Raw genomic sequence first — 16,414 nt, 5'->3', positions numbered from 1 at the left:
ATGTCGACCTTCATGGGTTTCGCCGTGGTGGACCTCGAGCCCGGCACCGATCCGCAGGCGCTGTTCGACGGCCTCGCGGCAGCCGTCCAGGAACCGCCGCTGTCGAAGCGCGTGTCGCCGGTGGCCGTCTGGCTCGCCGACAACGACCGGGTGAGCCTGTTCGCCACCTGGGGCAACGCGTGGCTCGCCGAGGCCCTGGCCGCCGCCGCCGAGGCGGGCCGCGTCCGCCGCATGATCATCGGCCTCGACCACGACGAGTACGGCGCCGAACACCTCATCCTCGCGCGGACGCCGGCCGGCCTGCGCCGCCTCCAGCACGTCTACGTGTACCCCGAGGGCGACCGGGACAGCGAGGGCGAACCGTCGCTCCTCGACGTGCCCGCGGCCGACGGCGCCGAGGTCCTCGACGACGGCACCGTCGACGGCCCGGTCGCCTGGGCCGCCGTCGCCGACGCATACGCGGTCCCGATCGACCGGGTCGCGGCGACCGGGCCGTACGCCGCGGTGGCGCACGAGGAACTGGGCGTGGTGTTCACCCCGCTCGAGCCGTGGTGGCGGGCGGTCGGCGCCGAGTACCCGATCGGCGAGACCCCACCCACCCACGAACTGTTCGGGTAGTGGCCGGCCGGGTCATCCGGTCCCGGCGGTGTCGGCGCGGCGCGGCTGCCGCTTGATCGCCATGCCGCCCGCCGGTCCCTCGCTCCCGGCCGCGGCGGCAGCACTGTCGGCGGCACTGTCGGCGGCACCGGCACCGTCCTCGGCGCGGACCTGCTCGACCAGCCGTGCCACCCCGGCGGCGGTCGGCTCCTCGAACAGGCTGCGCATCGGCAGTTTCACCTGGATCCGCTTGCGGATCAACGCGATCAGCTGCACCGCCACCAGCGAGTTGCCGCCGAGGTCGAAGAAGTCGTCCTCAACGCCGATGGCCTCGCCGCCCAGCACCTCGGCGAACAGCCCGACCACCGTGGTCTCCAGGTCGGTGCGCGGCGCGACGTAGCTGTCCGGCCGTGGCCGGGCCGGCGCCGAACGGGTGTCGGCCGTCAGCTCCTCCACGGCGTCGCTGGTGAAGCCGCCGACCTCGGCGAGGTAATCGGGCAACGGCGTCGCGGTGACGACCACCTGCGGCCCCAGCGGCACGGCGATCAGCCGGGCGAGGGCCTCGGCGCCGTCGGCCGGACGGATGCCGACCCGACCCGGAGCGGCATCCGGGGCGGGAACGTCCACAGTGGACGGCGACGGAGCGACCGACACCGTCGCGTGCACGGCGTCCGGGTCGATGCGGCGCAGCACGTAGTCGCTGATGGTCACGAACTCGCGGCCGGACTCGTCGATCAGCGACACGTCGGCGACGATCACCTCGGCGCTCGCGCTGTCGCGGAACCGCAGGTGGCTCCACATCGTCGCCGGCATCGGCCCGCGCACCACCACCTGCCCGTAGCTGTGCGGCAGGTAATGGCCCTCGACGCTGAACCGGGCGAACGACGTCGCCTCGTCGAGGATGCCCGGGTGCAGCACCCAGCGGTGCAGATCGGCCGCGACGACGTCGTTGGCCTCCAGGTACGCCAGCGCCTCGCCGTCGCCGGTGTACCAGGTGCGCAGGTTCTGCCAGTGCGGGCCGTACGTGAGCAGGCTCGACAGCGCCACGCCGCCCTGCCCGCCGGCTTGCGCGCAGCGGCCGCGGATCGCGTCGAGGTCCACCAGCGGGGCTTCCCCGGCGTCGGACCAGCCGGCGGTGCCGCGGGCGTGCGTGGACGTCCGTCCACTTGCGACGGAACGGACCTGGAACTCCACGCCGTCGGGGTCGGCCTCGAACACGACCTTCAGGTCGGCGGAGGTGCCGTCGGGCACCGGCATCGGCTCCACGAACACGACGTCGCGCAGTTCGATCACCTGGCCCTCGGCGGCCGGCGGCAGGGTCGCCTGGGCGGCGGCGCGGGCGATCTCGACGTAGCCGGTGCCGGGCATCAGCGGCGTCGGCGACATGCGGTGCTCGTCGAGGACCCAGTGGGTGGCGGCCGACACCGGGCCGCCGCACCACGGCAGCGCGCCGGTGCCGCGGTCGTGCCGCCCGGCCACCACCGGGTGGTCGACGACGGTCACCGTCTCGGGTGGTCCCTCCACAGTGGACGCGGGAGCAGCGGCCCGGATCGCCTCCGGCGCGGCCACCTCGGCGGCCATGCCGACCTCCAGCCAACCACCCCAGTTCACCGATACCACCCGGGCCTGCCAGCCGTGCGCACCGCGGGCGTGCGCGTCGAGGAATGCGTTCGCGGCGCAGTAGTCCACCTGCCCGAAGCCGCCGGCCACCGCGGTCACCGACGAGCACAGCAGCACGACGTCCAGCGGCAGGTCGCCGAACGCCTCGCGGAGCGCGAGCGTCCCCCGCAGTTTGGGCGCGAGGACGCGCTCGGCGTCCGCGCGCTCCTTGACCTCGGCGACGCCGCCGCCCGGCACACCGGCCGCGTGGATGACGCCGTGCACCGCGCCGAACATCGCGAGTGTCTCGCGCCGCACCCGGCGCAGGGCTTGCGGATCGGTGACGTCGGCGGCGAGCACGAGGGCCTCCCCGCCCGCCTCCTCGATGCGGCGCACCGCGGCGATCGCGCGGCCGACGCGGTCGGTGCTGCCGTGCGCCTCCAGGTGCTCCTCCCAGCGCACCCGGGGCGGCAGGCCGCCGCGCGACACGAGCACGACCTTGGCGCGGCACCGCCAGGCGAGATCCTCGGCGACGGTGATGCCGATGCCGCCGAGCCCGCCGGTGATCACGTAGACGCCGCCGGTGCGCAGCCCGGCGTTGGACCGGTCGGGGAGCGCGACCTGCTCGTAGCCGGGCGTCCAGCGGCGGTGGCCGCGCAGCGCGGTGGGCGGGCACAGGCCGGCCTCGTCGGTCTCCGGCTTGCGGGCCAGCTCGTCGGCGGCGAGATCCCAACCGTCCATAGTGGACGGATCCAGGTCGACGTGCCGGACGTCGAGCCACGGCAGTTCCAGCGGCGCCACCCGCACGATGCCGGCGACCGTCGCGTGCTCGGGACGCACCAGGTCGGTGCCGGTCACGTCGGTGGTGCCGCGGGTGAGGACGTCGAGCCGCACGGTGTCCGGGTGGTCGGCGGCCGCCAGCGACCCCACCAGGGTCAGCAGGCTGAAGAAGCCGTGCTCCTGCGCGGTCCACGGATCCGCCTGGACGGCCGGCGGACCGGCCGTCCAGGCGTGTACGACCCGGGCCGGTACCCCGCCGTCGCCCGCCAGCACGGCGAGCAACGCGTCGTAGTCGGCCCGTTCCGACGGCCGCACCGTGTAGCCGTCCCCCGTTGGCCCGAACGCCGTGCCCGGTCGGACCAGGACCACTTCGGTGCCCCTGCCGCGCAGGGCGGCCGCAAGGCCGTTGTCATCGGCGAACACCAGGCAGCGTGCCGGCAACTGTTCCGTCGACGGCCCCGGCGGCAGTTGCCGCCACGTCGGCACCCACGCCCAGCCGTCGACCGGCAGCACTCCCCCGCGCTCCGACCGGCTCGCCACCGCCGACGTCTGCGCGGAGAACCCGGCCACGGCGCGGTCGGGCTCGACCCACGCCCGCACCCGCTCGAACGGGTACGTCGGCAGCGGAACCCGCCGCGCCCACGGCCCCATCGCGTCCCGGTCGACCGGAACGCCGTGCGCCCACAGGGTTCCGGCCGCCTTGTACAGCACCGTGAGGTCGTCGACACCGTCGGCCGGGCCGGGCAGGCTCGGCTGCGGCGGGACCGCGTCGCGCGACAGCTGGCGCCGCACGAGGCCGGCCAGTTGACGACCCGGGCCGCACTCGACGAACACCCACTCGCCGTCGGCGAGAAGCGTCGCGACGCCGTCGCCGAAGCGCACCGGCTCGCGCAGGTGCCGGGCCCAGTACCCCGGGTCGGTCGCCTCGTCGGCGGTGATCCAGGTACCGGTCACGTTCGACAGGAACGGCAGCCGCGGCGCGGTCCGCGCGGTCGCGGCGACGAGGTCGCGGAATTCGGCCAGGATCGGTTCCATCATCGGCGAGTGGAAGGCATGTGACGTCCGCAGCATCGTCGCGCCGGTCCCGTCACCGCTCAGTCGCTCGGCGAACGCCCGCACCAGGTCGGTCGGGCCGGCCACCACGCACGACCCCGGCGCGTTGACGGTCGCCACCGACAGCCCGTCGGGCAGCATCGGCCGCACCTCGGCCTCGTCGAGCGACACGGCCAGCATCGACCCGGCCGGCATCCGCTGCATGAGCCGGCCCCGGTCCGCGACCAGGCGCACCGCGTCGGCGAGCTCGAAGACGCCGGCGAGCGTCGCCGCGACGTACTCGCCGATGCTGTGGCCGAGCATCGCGGCCGGCTCGACGCCCCACGACTGCCACAGCCGGGCCAGCGCGTAGCCGATGGTGAACAGCGCCGGCTGGGTGTTGCCGGTCAGGCGCAGCCGCTCCTCCGCGCCGTCTCCTGCGCCGAACAACACGTCGGGAAGGTCCACATTAGACAGTGCGGCTGCGCACTCGTCGACCGCCGCCCGGAACACCGGTTCCGTGCGGTACAGGCCGGCCGCCGCGCCGGCGTACTGCGCGCCCTGGCCGGAGAACAGCAGCGCCACGCGCGGCGCGCGGCGGCCGGCCACACCGGTGACGACCCGCTTGTCGTCGGCGAGTGCCCGCACGGCGTCGTGGACGTCGGTCGCCACGACCGCGGCCCGCCGCGCCAGCTGGCGGCGGCCGACCCGCAGCGTGTGGGCGACGTCGGCGAGGTCGAGGTCCGGGTGCGCGGCCAGGTGGGCGGCGAGCCGCTCGCGCTGGACGGCGAGCGCGGTGTCGGTGCGGGCCGACAGCATGAGCAGGTGCGCCGGCCGGGTCTCCCGGGTCCCGGCGGACCGGGCCGGCGCCTCCTGGAGGATGGCGTGCGCGTTCGTCCCGCCGATACCGAACGAGCTCACCGCCGCGCGGCGCGGCACGCCGTCGGGCTCCCACTTGGTGAGCGCGGTGGCCACGTGGAACGGGTTGCGGCCGAACTCGATCTTCGGGTTGGGGCTGCGGTAGTGCAGGCTCGGCGGGATCTGGCCGTGTTCGAGCGCGAGAACGGTCTTGATGAGCGCCGCGGCGCCGGCCGACTGCCCGAGGTGGCCGATGTTCGACTTCACCGAGCCGATCGCGCACCAGCCGGCCTCGTCGGTGTCCTGCTGGTAGACGCCCGACAGCGCCGACACCTCGATCGGGTCGCCGAGCGCGGTACCGGTGCCGTGCGCCTCGACGTAGGTGATCGTGCGCGGGTCGACGCCCGCGACGCCGAGCGCCTGCGCGATGACCGCCGCCTGGCCCTCGGCGCTGGGCGCGGAGAAGCCGACCTTCGTGTCGCCGTCGTTGTTGATGGCGTTGCCGAGGATCACCGCGCGGACGTTGTCGCCGTCCTCGATCGCGTCGGCGAGCCGCTTGAGCACCACCACACCGCCGCCGCTGCCCCAGATCGTGCCCCGGGCGTCGGCGTCGAACGGGCGGCAGTGGCCGTCGGGCGCGGTGATGCCGTCCTCGTCGTAGAGGTAGCCGTGCCCGGCCGGGATGTCGATCGTGGCGCCGCCGGTGAGGGCCATGTCGCACTCGCCGTTGCGCAGCGCCTCGCAGGCCAGGTGCAGCGACACCAGCGAACTGGAGCAGGCGGTGTTCATCGTCAGGCTCGGCCCGCGCAGGCCGAGCTTGTAGGACGTCAGCGTCGCCGCGTAGTCGGGATGGTTGCCGACCATCACGGCCAGCCAGCCCGCGTTCGCGTACGCCTTCGGGTTGCTGCGGATGTTCAGCCACTGGTACACGTCCGGGCCGACGGTCGCGTAGTTGCCGATCTCGCCCGCGTACCGCGACGGGTCGTAGCCGGCGTCCTCGAGGGCCGTGTGGCTCAGTTCCAGCAGCAGCCGGTGCTGCGGGTCGCGGATCTCCGCCTCCCGGATCGACATCCCGAAGACGCCGGTGTCGATCGCGTCGTGGTCGGCGAGGATCGCCGCCGCGGGCACGAAGTTCGGATCGGTGACGATCGACTCGGGGACGCCCAGCGCCCGCTGCTCGTCGAGGGTGAAGAACCGCACCGCCTCCGTGCCGTCGGCGAGCATCTCCCAGAACGCGTCGGCGTCGGCGGCGCCGGGCATCCGGCAGGCCAGGCCGATGACGGCGATCGGCTCCACGGTCGGTTCATCAGTGGCGGTCATGGTCAACCATCTCCTGTCGGTTCCGTGGTGGTGAGGTTCCCGCGGCGGGCCCGGTCGCGGTGGATCGCACCGCGACGCGCGGCGACCCGGCGGGCGGCCCGGTCGAGTCCCGGCCGCGTGGTGGCGCCGTCGAGATATCCGGCCAGCGACCGGATCGTGGGGCGGTTGAACAGTTCGACGATCGGTATCTCGGCGCCGAGCGCCGCCGACAGCCGGGCGGCGACCGTCGCCAGCGCCAGCGAGTGCCCACCGGCGTCGAAGAAGTTGTCCTCGGCGCCGATCCGGGGCCGGCCGAGCACCGACCGCCACACGCCGCCGACGAGCCGTTCGGTGCGGGTCCGCAGTTCGTCGTCGGCGGCCCGGCCCGGCACCGGTGGCGGCGCGAGGGCGGCCAGCCCGGCCCGGTCGGCCTTGCCGTTGGCCGTGAGCGGGATCGCCGGCACCAGCCGGATGTCGGCCGGCACGGCGGGCTCGGGGAACCGGCGCCGGAGGTGGTCGGTCAGGTCGGCGACGGACAGGTCCGGCTGCGCCGGTGCCACGAACACCCGGATCGCCCGCTCGCCGCCGGTCTCGACCGGTACGGCGGCGGCCGTGCGCACGTCGGGGTGCGCGGCCAGCGCCGCCTCGATCTCGGCCAGTTCCACCCGGTGACCGCGCACCTTCACCTGCTGGTCGGCCCGCCCGGCGAGGACCACCGACCCGTCGGCGCGGTGCCGGCCGAGGTCGCCGGTGCGGTAGGTGCCGGGTGCCGGGAACCGGTCGGCGGTGCGGCGCGGGTCGAGGTAGCCGGTGGCGAGGTTGCGGCTGTGCACCACCACCTCGCCGAGTTCGCCGACGGCGGCGGGACGGCCGTGGGCGTCCACGACCGTCAGCGTGCTGCCGGGCACGCCGCGGCCGACCGGCACCGTCTCCTGCGTCCCGCCGCTCTCGATTTCGTGCCAGGCGTGCAGTTGCGGGGTCTCCGTGGTGCCGTACCCGTTGACCAGCCGGGCGTTCGGCGCGAGCGCCCGCATCCGCGCGACGTCGGCGGCCGTGAGATGGTCGCCGGCCGAGACGACGAGGCGCAGCGCCGGCAACGCGGCGGCGGGCACGGTGCCGAGCATCCGCACCAGTTGCGGGGTGACGTGCGCGACCGTCACCCCGCGGGCGGCCAGGAACCCGTGCAGCCGCACCGGGTCACGGATCCACGCCTGCTCGGGAACGACCAGCGTGGCGCCGAGCACCAGCGGCGTGAAGACGTCGCGGAGCAGCGGGTCGTGGGCGAGCCCGGCGAGCATCGCGAACCGGTCCCCCGGTCCGAGCCCGAACGCGGCCGGGTAGTGGCCGAGGAACGCGGCGAGCGGTTCGGCCGGCGCGACGACGACCTGCGGCCGGCCGGTCGTGCCGGACGTGAACGAGAGGTACCCCGCCGGTGCCCGGGCCGGGTCGGGACCGTCCATCGGGGACAGTCGGGTCAGGTGGGCCAGGTCGGCGGGGACCGTCGCGTCCGGGGTCGCGACGAGCGCCGTGGCGTCGGCGGCCACCGCCTGTGCGGCGAGCGCCGGCGCGGGGTGCGCGGTGTCGAGGACCGCCCAGCGGGCGCCGGCGGTGAGGATGCCGAGCAGCAGCGCCGGCAGCGCGGTGTGGCGGGTCGCCAGGACCGCGACGGTCGCACCGGGCGCGATGCCGGCGGCGGCCAACCCCGCGGCCACCCCGGCGGCGACGCGTCGCCGCTGCCGGTCGAGGTCCCGGTAGGTGACGGGGCCACCCGCGCCGTCGACCGCCACGGTGTCGGGAGTCGCCGCGGCGCGGCGGGCGATCCGGTCGGCGACGGGCCCGGCGGGCGGCGGCACCGGCACGGACACCGCTGGCGCCGCGACGCGGCGGGCGGTCCGGGCGGCGACAGGCCGGGCGGGCGGCGGCACCGGCGCCTCGACGGTGAACGGTGGGCGCGCGGCGGCGGCGCCGACCGGCGCGTCCGGTTCGGCGGTCAGCCGCTGCAGGAGGTGGACGTACGAGGCGAGGAACGCCTCCACCCGGGCGGCGTCGTACAGGTCGGGGTTCGCCACCACCTGGACGCGATCGGCGTCCCCGCCCACGTAAACCGTCAGGTCGAAGAGCGAGCCCGGCAGGCCGGCCGACACCGGGGTCACCGCGCAGCCGGGCAGGTGGAGCCGGGCGGCCGCGTCGTCGTGCTGGTTGAACAGTACCTGGATCAGCGGGTTGCGGCCGAGGTCGCGGGGCACCCGCAGCGCCTCCACGACGCGGTCCAGCGGCGCGGCGCGGCGCGCGGCCGCCGCCCGCACCTCCTCGGCGCACCGTCCGATGTGGACGGTCACCGGCTCGTCGTCGTCGATCCGCAGCCGGACCGGCAGGATGTGCAGCAGCAGCCCGACGAGCGGCTCGAACGCGGCGTCCTCGCGGTCGGCGTAGGGGACGCCGACGACGAGGTCGGTGCTTCCGGTGAGGCGCCGGAGCAGGCACCCGAACACGGCCAGCAGCACCGCGTGCGGGGTCGCACCGCACCGCCGGGCCAGCGCCCGCACGGCGTCGGTGGTCGCCGGGTCGAGCGTGGTGCTCCGGCGCAGCCCCCGGAACGTCTGCGCGGGTGGCCGCGGGCGGTCGCGGGGCAGGTCGCAGACGGTCGGCGCGCCGGCGAGCCGGTCGGTCCACCAGGCGAGGTCGGCCGCGCCGGTGCGGGCGGCCCGCGCGGCGAGCGTCGCGACGTAGGTGTCGAACGTAGCGACCAGGGGTCCACTGTGGACACCGGTGTAGGCGGTGGCGAGGTCGCGCAGGAACACGTCCTGCGACCAGCCGTCGAACACGATGTGGTGCACGCCGGTCACCAGCACGTGGTCCGCGGAGCCGAGGCGGGCCACCGCCGCCCTCCACAGTGGACCGTCAGCGAGGTCGAACGGGGTCGTCGCGGCCATGTCAAGAAAGCGGTCGAGGCCGTCCTCCGTCGCGTCGACGACCGGCAGCGGAACCGGGCCCGGCGGCTCGACCCGCACGTACGGGACGCCGTCGCGCTGCGGCACCCGCCACCGCAACGGTTCGTGCCGGGCCACCACGGTCGCGAGCGCGCCGCGGAGTCTCGCCACGTCGAGCGGGCCGCGGATCCGGTGCGCGAACGCGACCACGTGGGCCGAGGTCCCGGGCGAGACCTGTTCGACGAACCAGATCCGCCGCTGGGCCGTCGACAACGTCGGCGTGGCGGCACGCACCGGGTGAGATTCGGGCAGGGCGGGTGCCGCCAGGACCCGACGGGTGAGGCCGTCGAGCGTGCCGCCCGCGTGGACGTCCTCGACCGACACGTCGCGCCCGAGGCGCTGCCGCAACGCCGACACCAGCCGCATCGCCCGCAGCGAGTGGCCGCCGGCGTCGAGGAACGTGTCGTCCGGCCGGGGATCCGGCGCGTCCAGGATCTCCGCCCACACGGCCGCGACCGGTGCCAACCGTCCATCGTGGACGGTTCGCAACGCGGTCGTGTCCGTCTTGCCCGCCGTCGTCAGCGGGAGCGCGGCCAGCCGCACGACCCGGGTCGGCAGCATGTAGCCCGGCAGCCGCCGCGCGCAGTGCTCGCGCAGCGCGGCGAGGTCCGGCGCGCCCGCCGGCGTGACGTACGCGGTGAGCCCGTCGTCGACGGCGTCGACCACCGCCTGCAGCACGCCCGGGTGGGCCCGGACGACCGCCTCCACCTCGCCGATCTCGACCCGCTGCCCCTGGATCTTCACCTGCCGGTCGAGCCGGCCCAGGTACGCGATGCGCCCGTCGGGTTCCCACGCGGCGCGGTCGCCGGTGCGGTAGAGGCGCTCGCCGTCCGGCCGCGTCACGAACCGTTCGGCGGTGAGGTCGGGGCGCCGCCAGTAGCCGACGGCCACCTGCGGGCCGCCGATGTGCAACTCGCCGGCGATGCCGGGCGGGCACGGCGCCCCGTCGCCGTCGAGGATGTACGCGGTGCAGCCGGGCAGCGGCCGGCCGATCGGCACCGGCCGGTCCCAGGTGCCGGTCAGTTCGGTGCCGACCACGCACACGGTCGTCTCGGTCGGGCCGTACCAGTTGTGGAAGCGGGTGCCGGTGGCCGTCCACCGGGCGACCTGTTCCGGGCCGGGCGGCTCGCCGGCGGTCACCAGGTCGCGCAGGTGCGGCAGCCGGGTCGGATCGGCGAGCGGCAGCAGCGCCGGTGGGAGGAACCCCCAGGTGACGTCGTGAGCTTCCAGGAACCGTTGCAGGCGCGCCGGATCCACGCGGTCGGCGTCGGGCACCAGCCGCACGCTCGATCCCCGCGTCAACGGCGTGAGGAGGTCGAGCACCGACACGTCGAACCCGAGCGCGGCGAACGCGATCGCGCGGGTGTCGCCGTCGAGTCCGAAGTGGACACCCGCGGCGGTGACGAACGCGGTGACGCTGCGGTGGCCGACCTGCACGCCCTTCGGCCGCCCGGTCGACCCCGACGTGTAGAGGACGTAGGCGGTGCCGGCCGGGTCGGGAGGTCCTGCCGTCGGCGCGCGGTCGTCGGGTTCCGGGACGAGCACCGTGCGGCCGCTGCCCGCCAGCAGCGCGGCACCCGGCGCGTCGGCGACCACCACCGCGATCCCGGCGTCGTCGAGCACGTCGTCGAGCCGGCGGCGTGGGTGCGCCGGGTCGAGCACGACGTACGCCGCGCCGCTCGCGAGGACGCCGAGCACGGCCACCGGCATCAGCGGCGTGCGCGCCACGCAGACCCCCACCAGCGCACCCGGTCCGGCGCCGTGCGCCCGGATCCGGGCGGCGAGCGCGGACGCGGCGCCGACGAGGTCGGCGTAGCTCAGCCGGGACTCCCACTGCCGCACGGCTTCGGCGTCCGGCCGTTCGGTGGCGCGGGCCACCACGAGGTCCCAGACGGTGACGTCCGGCGGATCGTGGCCGGGGCCGCGCGTCCACTCGGGGTTCGGGGCGTCGGGTAACGGTGCGTCCATCTACCGCGCGTCCCCCGTGGTCGTCTCGTACCGGATGCGCACCGGATCCGGAGCGCCCGCCGTGGCGATCGCCGCGACGGCGTTGCCGAGGTCGAGACGGCGCACCGCGCCCGCCGCGCGCACCGCGTGGGCGGTGAGGGCCTGGAGGGCGGCGCGCACCTGGTCCTCCTCGGGCTCGCCGAGGACGGCTGCGCGCTCGTCGGGGTCGAGGCGGGCGCAGAGCGCGTCGAGGTCGTCGATCGGGCGCACCCGCTCGACGGCGACCGCCCGCACCGACGGGCCGATCGCGACCAGCACGGTGCCGCCGCCGGCCGCCGTCACGACCCGGGAACCGGCGGTGCCGCTCGGATACCGTTCCAGGACAAGGCGTTCCGCTTTGTCCATGGTGGACGGTTCGACCCGCCACAGGTGCACCTCGTCGTACCCGGGTGGCGCTGTGCCCGTATCCCCGGATCTTTCGACCAAAGCCGTGACGTCCGCCGCGTGGGTGCCCACGAACAAATGCCCCGCGGCAAGCGTGTGGTGCCGGAACCAGGCCGAGGTGTGCCGGGCCCAGCCGAGCATCAGGTCGCGCGGAACCTCGTGGTCGTCGGTGGCGGCGAACGCGACGATCGGGACCGGCAGCGGCGGCTCGGGCCGGAACCGGTACGCCTGCAGCCAGGCGAGGTCGGCCGCCAGCGCGGGCTCGACGGCCGCGCGGATGTCCGGGTCGTCGCGGACGGCGGCCGGCGTGTCGGCGCGGGTGACGAGCTGATCGATGAACTCGCCGATGTCGATGTGCGCCACGCGGGCGATCGGCTCGCGGACGTCGGGCGGGTGCGCGCCGCCGACGTAGAACCGCACCGGCAGCGGCGCCCCGCGACGGCGGAGTTCGCGGGCCACCTCGAACCCGAGCCGCGCGCCCATGCTGTGGCCGTAGATGGCGAACGGGCCGTCCTCGGCCGCGATCCGGTCGCAAACCCGGTCGACCGACGGCGCGCCCTCGCGGCCGATCGCGTGCACGCGCGCGGTGCCGGCGAGCAGATCGGCCCAGCGCCAGTAGGCGAGTTCGTCGCCGCCCGCGTACGGAAGGCAGAAGAGCGCTGCTGTCTCCACTCGCCTCCCTCGCCGGACGTCCCGTGACAGAATCCGGGACCGGCGTGGAAGTAGCGTGGAAGATCAATTCGCCGTTGTCAGCCGGGGAAGCACGTCCTGCGCGATCCGTTCCAGTTGCCCGGCGAGCTTCTCCGGTGGGAACAGCCACAGGCCGAGGGAGTCGGCGCCGGCGTCGAGCAGTGCGGCCAACTGGTCGCGGACCTGCGTCGCGCTGCCGGCGACGGCGAACTCGCCCGGTGCGCGCGACCGGGTGACCAGCGCGGTGTGCGCCTCGGCGGTGGCGAAGAACGTCACGGCGTCGCTGACCGCGTCCCGTGCGGCGGCCTCCTCGCCGACCGACGCCAGCACGAACGCGGTGATGGGTGGGACGTCCCGGTTCGCGGCCGCCGCGCCGATGGCGACCTGCTCGCGCGCCCACCGGATGTAGGTCGGCCCGGACAGCACCGACAGCAGCACACCGTCGGCGGTGGCGCCGGCGGCGCGGAGTGCCTTCTCGTTGACGGCGCCGATCCAGAGGGGTGGGGGCTCCGCGGGCGGGTAGGCAAGCTGGATGCCCCTGTGCTCGTGCCCCGCGAGGAGGCGGCGGACCGTGTCATGCCGGTCGAGGACGGTGCTCAGCGGACGCGGCGGCACCAGTCCCATCTGGGTGAGCCACTGCCGGTTGCCGAGCCCGACGGCCGCTTTGACCCGGCCCGGGTGCATGCGCGCCAGGCCGGCGAGCTCCATGGCCAGGATGGCCGGATGCCGCGTCATGACGCTGGCGAGCCCGAGCCCGGCCGGGATCGTCGTGGTGGAGGCGAGCAGCTGCGTGAGGCCGGACAGTCCGCCGGTGAAGAAGCAGTCCTCGGAGAACCACAGTTCACCGAATCCCAACTGCTCGGCGAGGGCCGCCCCACGGGCGAGTTCCTCCGGCGGCGTCAGACTCCCGAATACGACCCCGATCACGGTGCCACCTCCTCGGCCAAGTGGACGCTGTGTCCACTTGATGCCGAGGCTAGCCCCGCGAAGCGCCGACCGCCGTGTGACCCCAACCACGCCTCGTCAAGACCGCCGGTGTTCGCGTTGATCTGTAGCGGCTCGGCGTCTTCGCGGGTCATTTAGAGTTGATCTTCTGACCGGGCACTGAGGCACCTCGTCGACGCGGGGAGACGTGCCTGAGTGCCCAGTCCAGAGATCAACTGGTGCCGATCAGCGGCGTTTCTGGGACTGGATCACGGCGACGACGATGGCACCCACCACCACGACCATCATCACCAGAAAACAGAGCACCAGCAGGTGCCACGGCCTCACAGCTACCATGACGCAGCATCGTATAGACGTGGATCAGGAACAGTGTTCCCTGGGCATCGACCTGGGGACGACCAACACCAAGGTCGCCCTCGTGGCGGTCGGCGCGTCGAGGCTGGACGTGCGGGCGGTCGCCAGCGCGCCGACGCCCGCCCCCGGTGCGGTGAAGGGGGTGCTGCTCCGCCTGATCCGAGAGGTGCTCGCCGGGTCGCCGCCACCCGGTGCCATCGGGATCGCCTCGATGGCGGAGACCGGCGTTCCGCTCGACCGTGACGGCGCCCCGCTCGGTCCGTGGGTGCGGTGGAACGCCCACCAGGCCGGTGCGGAGGCCGACGTGCTGGCGGCGCGGCTCGGCTGGGCCGAACTGGTCGCCGCCACCGGCGTCCGGCCGAGTGCGAAGGTGCCGCTGGCCATGTGGGCGTGGCTGCGGGCGAACCGGCCCGACCGGTGGCGGGCCACGGCGCGCTGGGCGGGCGTCGCCGACCTGGCCGCGTTCCTGCTCACCGGCCGGCTCACCACCGACCACACGCTGGCCGGCCGCACCATGGCCTACCGCCTGCCGGAATCCACCCTGCCGGAGACCTTCGACGCGGAGCTGCTGGCGGAGGTCGGGTTGCGGCCCGAACAGTTGCCGTATGTCGGCGGTCCGGCCGCGGGCGTCACCGATGCCGACTTCGTCCACTGTGGACTTCGCGCGGGGACGCCCGTGGTGGTGGCCGGGCACGACCACGCCGTCGGCGCGTACGCCTGCGGTGTGCGGGAACCGGGCGACGTGGCCGACTCGCTCGGCACGGCCGAGGCGGTGATGACCGTCGTCGCCGGGGTGCCCGATCCGGTGGCGGTGGGACGGGCGGGCATGAGCACGGTCGTCACGGTCGGCGGGCGGTACCGGGCGGTCCTCGCCGGGTCGTCGAGCGCCGGTGCCGTGCTCGCACCGTGGCTGGAGCGGGGAACCGCCGTGTTCGACGACCTTCCGGCCGGCCCCACGGGCGTCCTGGTCCTGCCCTACCTGCAGGGGCGGCAGACCCCCGCGCCCGACCCGGCCGCCGGGTTCCGGATCGTCGGGCGCGAGCCGGCGCACGGTCCCGCCGTGCTGGCGAAGGCGACCCTCGAAGGGCTGTGCCTGCACACCCGCTGGATGCTCGCCGAGCAGGCCCGCCTCGCCGGCCCCGCGACGACGGTCTACCTGTTCGGCGGCGCGGTCGCCGCCAACCCGGCGTGGACCCGGATCAAGGCGCAGGTCCTGCCCACCCCGCTCCGGACCGTGCCGGCCGTGGAGCCGGTGGCGGCGGGCGCCGCGCTCCTCGCGGCCGTGCGGTCCGGGCACGCCACCCCGCCCGGGCCCGCCCTCGCCGCCGGGACCGCACCGGCCGCCCCCGACACCCGGTACGACGACATGTACGCCCGCTTCGTGGCCGCGGCACGGGAGAGGTCATGACAGCGCATCGGCCGCCGGCGACGATCATTCGGCAAAATATTGATTGGCGTCACGCTTTCGCCTAACGTCAGCGGCGAGCCACCGGGAGGCATGATGCGACGGTCGCCAGTCCTACGTCAGCTAGCCGTGTTCGTGATGCTCGGCGCCGTCCTCGGCGCGGCGCCGCCGGCCGTGGCCGCGCCCGCCCCACCGGCCGTAGCAGCCGCGTACTCCGGCGCCCTGCCGAACGGAACCACCTGGAAGGCCGACATCCCGGCCGGCTGGAACGGCACGCTCCTGCTGTACAGCCACGGCTACCTGCCCACGTTCGCCGGGGCACCGAACCTCCCGCAGAACGCCCCCGACCCGCAGACCGCGGCCGCGCTCCTGGCGGCGGGCTACGGCCTGACCGGTTCGTCGTACGCGGCGGCCGGATGGGCGTTGAACACCGCCCCCCGCGATCAGCTCGACACCCTCGCCGCGACGATCCACGCCATCGGGCACCGGCCGCGGCGGGTGCTGGCGATCGGTACGTCGATGGGCGGCCTGGTCACCGCGAAGCTGGCCGAGACGGCCGGCGGCCGGATCGACGGCGCGTTGGCCACCTGCGGGATCGTCGCCGGCGGCGCGGCGTTGAACAACTACCAGCTCGACGCCGAGTTCGCCATCGCCCAGCTGCTGGCACCGGGCGAGCCCATCACGCTCGCCGGGTACGCCACGCTCACCGAGGCGTTCGCCACGACGGCGGCCCTGGTCGCGGCCGTCACCCGGGCGCAGACGACACCCGCCGGACGGGCCCGCGTGGCGCTGGCCGCCGCGTTCCACCACGCCCCCTCGTGGCTCCCCGGACAGCCGCCGCCCGGCGACCCCGACGCGGTGCAGCGCGGGCAGTACGAGTGGCTGATCCGCAGCCTGCAGTTCACCACCCCGGCGCGCTTCGACATCGAGACGGCGGTCGGCGGCAACGCGGCCTGGAACCGGGGCGTCGACTACCGGCGGCTGCTGGAGCGGTCCGCCGACCGGGAGACGGTCGCGGCGGCGTACCGCGCCGCCGGCCTCGACCTCCGGGCGGACCTCGATCAGTTGACGCGCACCGCACGCGTCACCGCCGACCCGTCCGCGGTCGCCCGCATCTTCGCCACCTCCGTGCCGTTCGGTGGGCTCCGGATGCCCGTCCTCACCGTCCACACCACGGCGGACCAACTGGTCCCCGTGCAGCAGGAGGACGCCTACCGCAACGCCGTGCGCCGGGCCGGCCGCTCCGCGCTGCTGCGCCAGGCGTACGTGGCCCGCCCGGGCCACTGTGCCTTCACCCCGGCCGAACTCGTCGCCGCGGTGCTCGCCCTCGACCACCGGGTCGGCACCGGACGCTGGGACGGGCGCACGTCGGCCGACGCGTTGCAGCGCGCCGCGCAGCGACTCGGCGACGCCGCGTACACCCGCTTCGAACCCGGCCGGCTGCTCCGGGAGACCGGCTGACCGGCCGCGCCGG

The 16,414-nt window shown here is 75.1% G+C and carries 7 protein-coding genes; 3 read left to right on the top strand and 4 right to left on the bottom strand.

Features of this window, described 5'->3' with window-relative positions; genetic code table 11:
- Nucleotides 1–618 (top strand): hypothetical protein, encoded by a 618-nt coding sequence (locus Vau01_RS19280; RefSeq protein ID WP_203994580.1) that lies wholly within the window; start codon nt 1–3, stop codon nt 616–618.
- A 12-nt stretch (nt 619–630) separates the two neighbouring features.
- Here the strand turns inward: Vau01_RS19280 and Vau01_RS19275 are convergent, their stop codons facing one another.
- From Vau01_RS19275 to Vau01_RS19260, 4 genes are all read right to left on the bottom strand, one after another.
- Nucleotides 631–6,186, bottom strand: a complete 5,556-nt coding sequence (locus Vau01_RS19275) for a type I polyketide synthase (protein ID WP_203994579.1) — start codon at nt 6,184–6,186, stop codon at nt 631–633.
- Between the two features lie 2 nt (nt 6,187–6,188).
- Nucleotides 6,189–11,123 carry a non-ribosomal peptide synthetase gene (locus tag Vau01_RS19270; protein WP_203994569.1) on the bottom strand — a complete coding sequence of 1,645 codons (4,935 nt, stop codon included), beginning with the start codon at nt 11,121–11,123 and terminating at the stop codon, nt 6,189–6,191.
- Nucleotides 11,124–12,218 (bottom strand): thioesterase domain-containing protein, encoded by a 1,095-nt coding sequence (locus Vau01_RS19265; protein WP_203994555.1) that lies wholly within the window; start codon nt 12,216–12,218, stop codon nt 11,124–11,126.
- Nucleotides 12,219–12,281: 63 nt separating this feature from the next.
- Nucleotides 12,282–13,163 carry an LLM class flavin-dependent oxidoreductase gene (locus Vau01_RS19260; RefSeq protein ID WP_203994552.1) on the bottom strand — a complete coding sequence of 294 codons (882 nt, stop codon included), beginning with the start codon at nt 13,161–13,163 and terminating at the stop codon, nt 12,282–12,284.
- Between the two features lie 373 nt (nt 13,164–13,536).
- On the opposite strand from Vau01_RS19260, the gene Vau01_RS19255 reads away from it, so the two are divergent.
- Together Vau01_RS19255 and Vau01_RS19250 are read left to right on the top strand one after the other, a co-directional pair.
- Nucleotides 13,537–14,943, top strand: a complete 1,407-nt coding sequence (locus tag Vau01_RS19255; protein ID WP_203994549.1) for an FGGY-family carbohydrate kinase — start codon at nt 13,537–13,539, stop codon at nt 14,941–14,943.
- A gap of 93 nt (nt 14,944–15,036) precedes the next feature.
- Complete coding sequence (locus Vau01_RS19250; RefSeq protein ID WP_203994545.1) at nt 15,037–16,401, top strand: hypothetical protein; 1,365 nt, start codon at nt 15,037–15,039, stop codon at nt 16,399–16,401.
- Nucleotides 16,402–16,414: the final 13 nt, after the last annotated feature.

The organism is Virgisporangium aurantiacum (assembly GCF_016863635.1).
GTDB lineage: Bacteria > Actinomycetota > Actinomycetes > Mycobacteriales > Micromonosporaceae > Virgisporangium > Virgisporangium aurantiacum.
The sequence above is the reverse complement of the archived record's forward strand: the minus strand, read 5'-3'. Positions and strand labels throughout refer to the sequence as shown.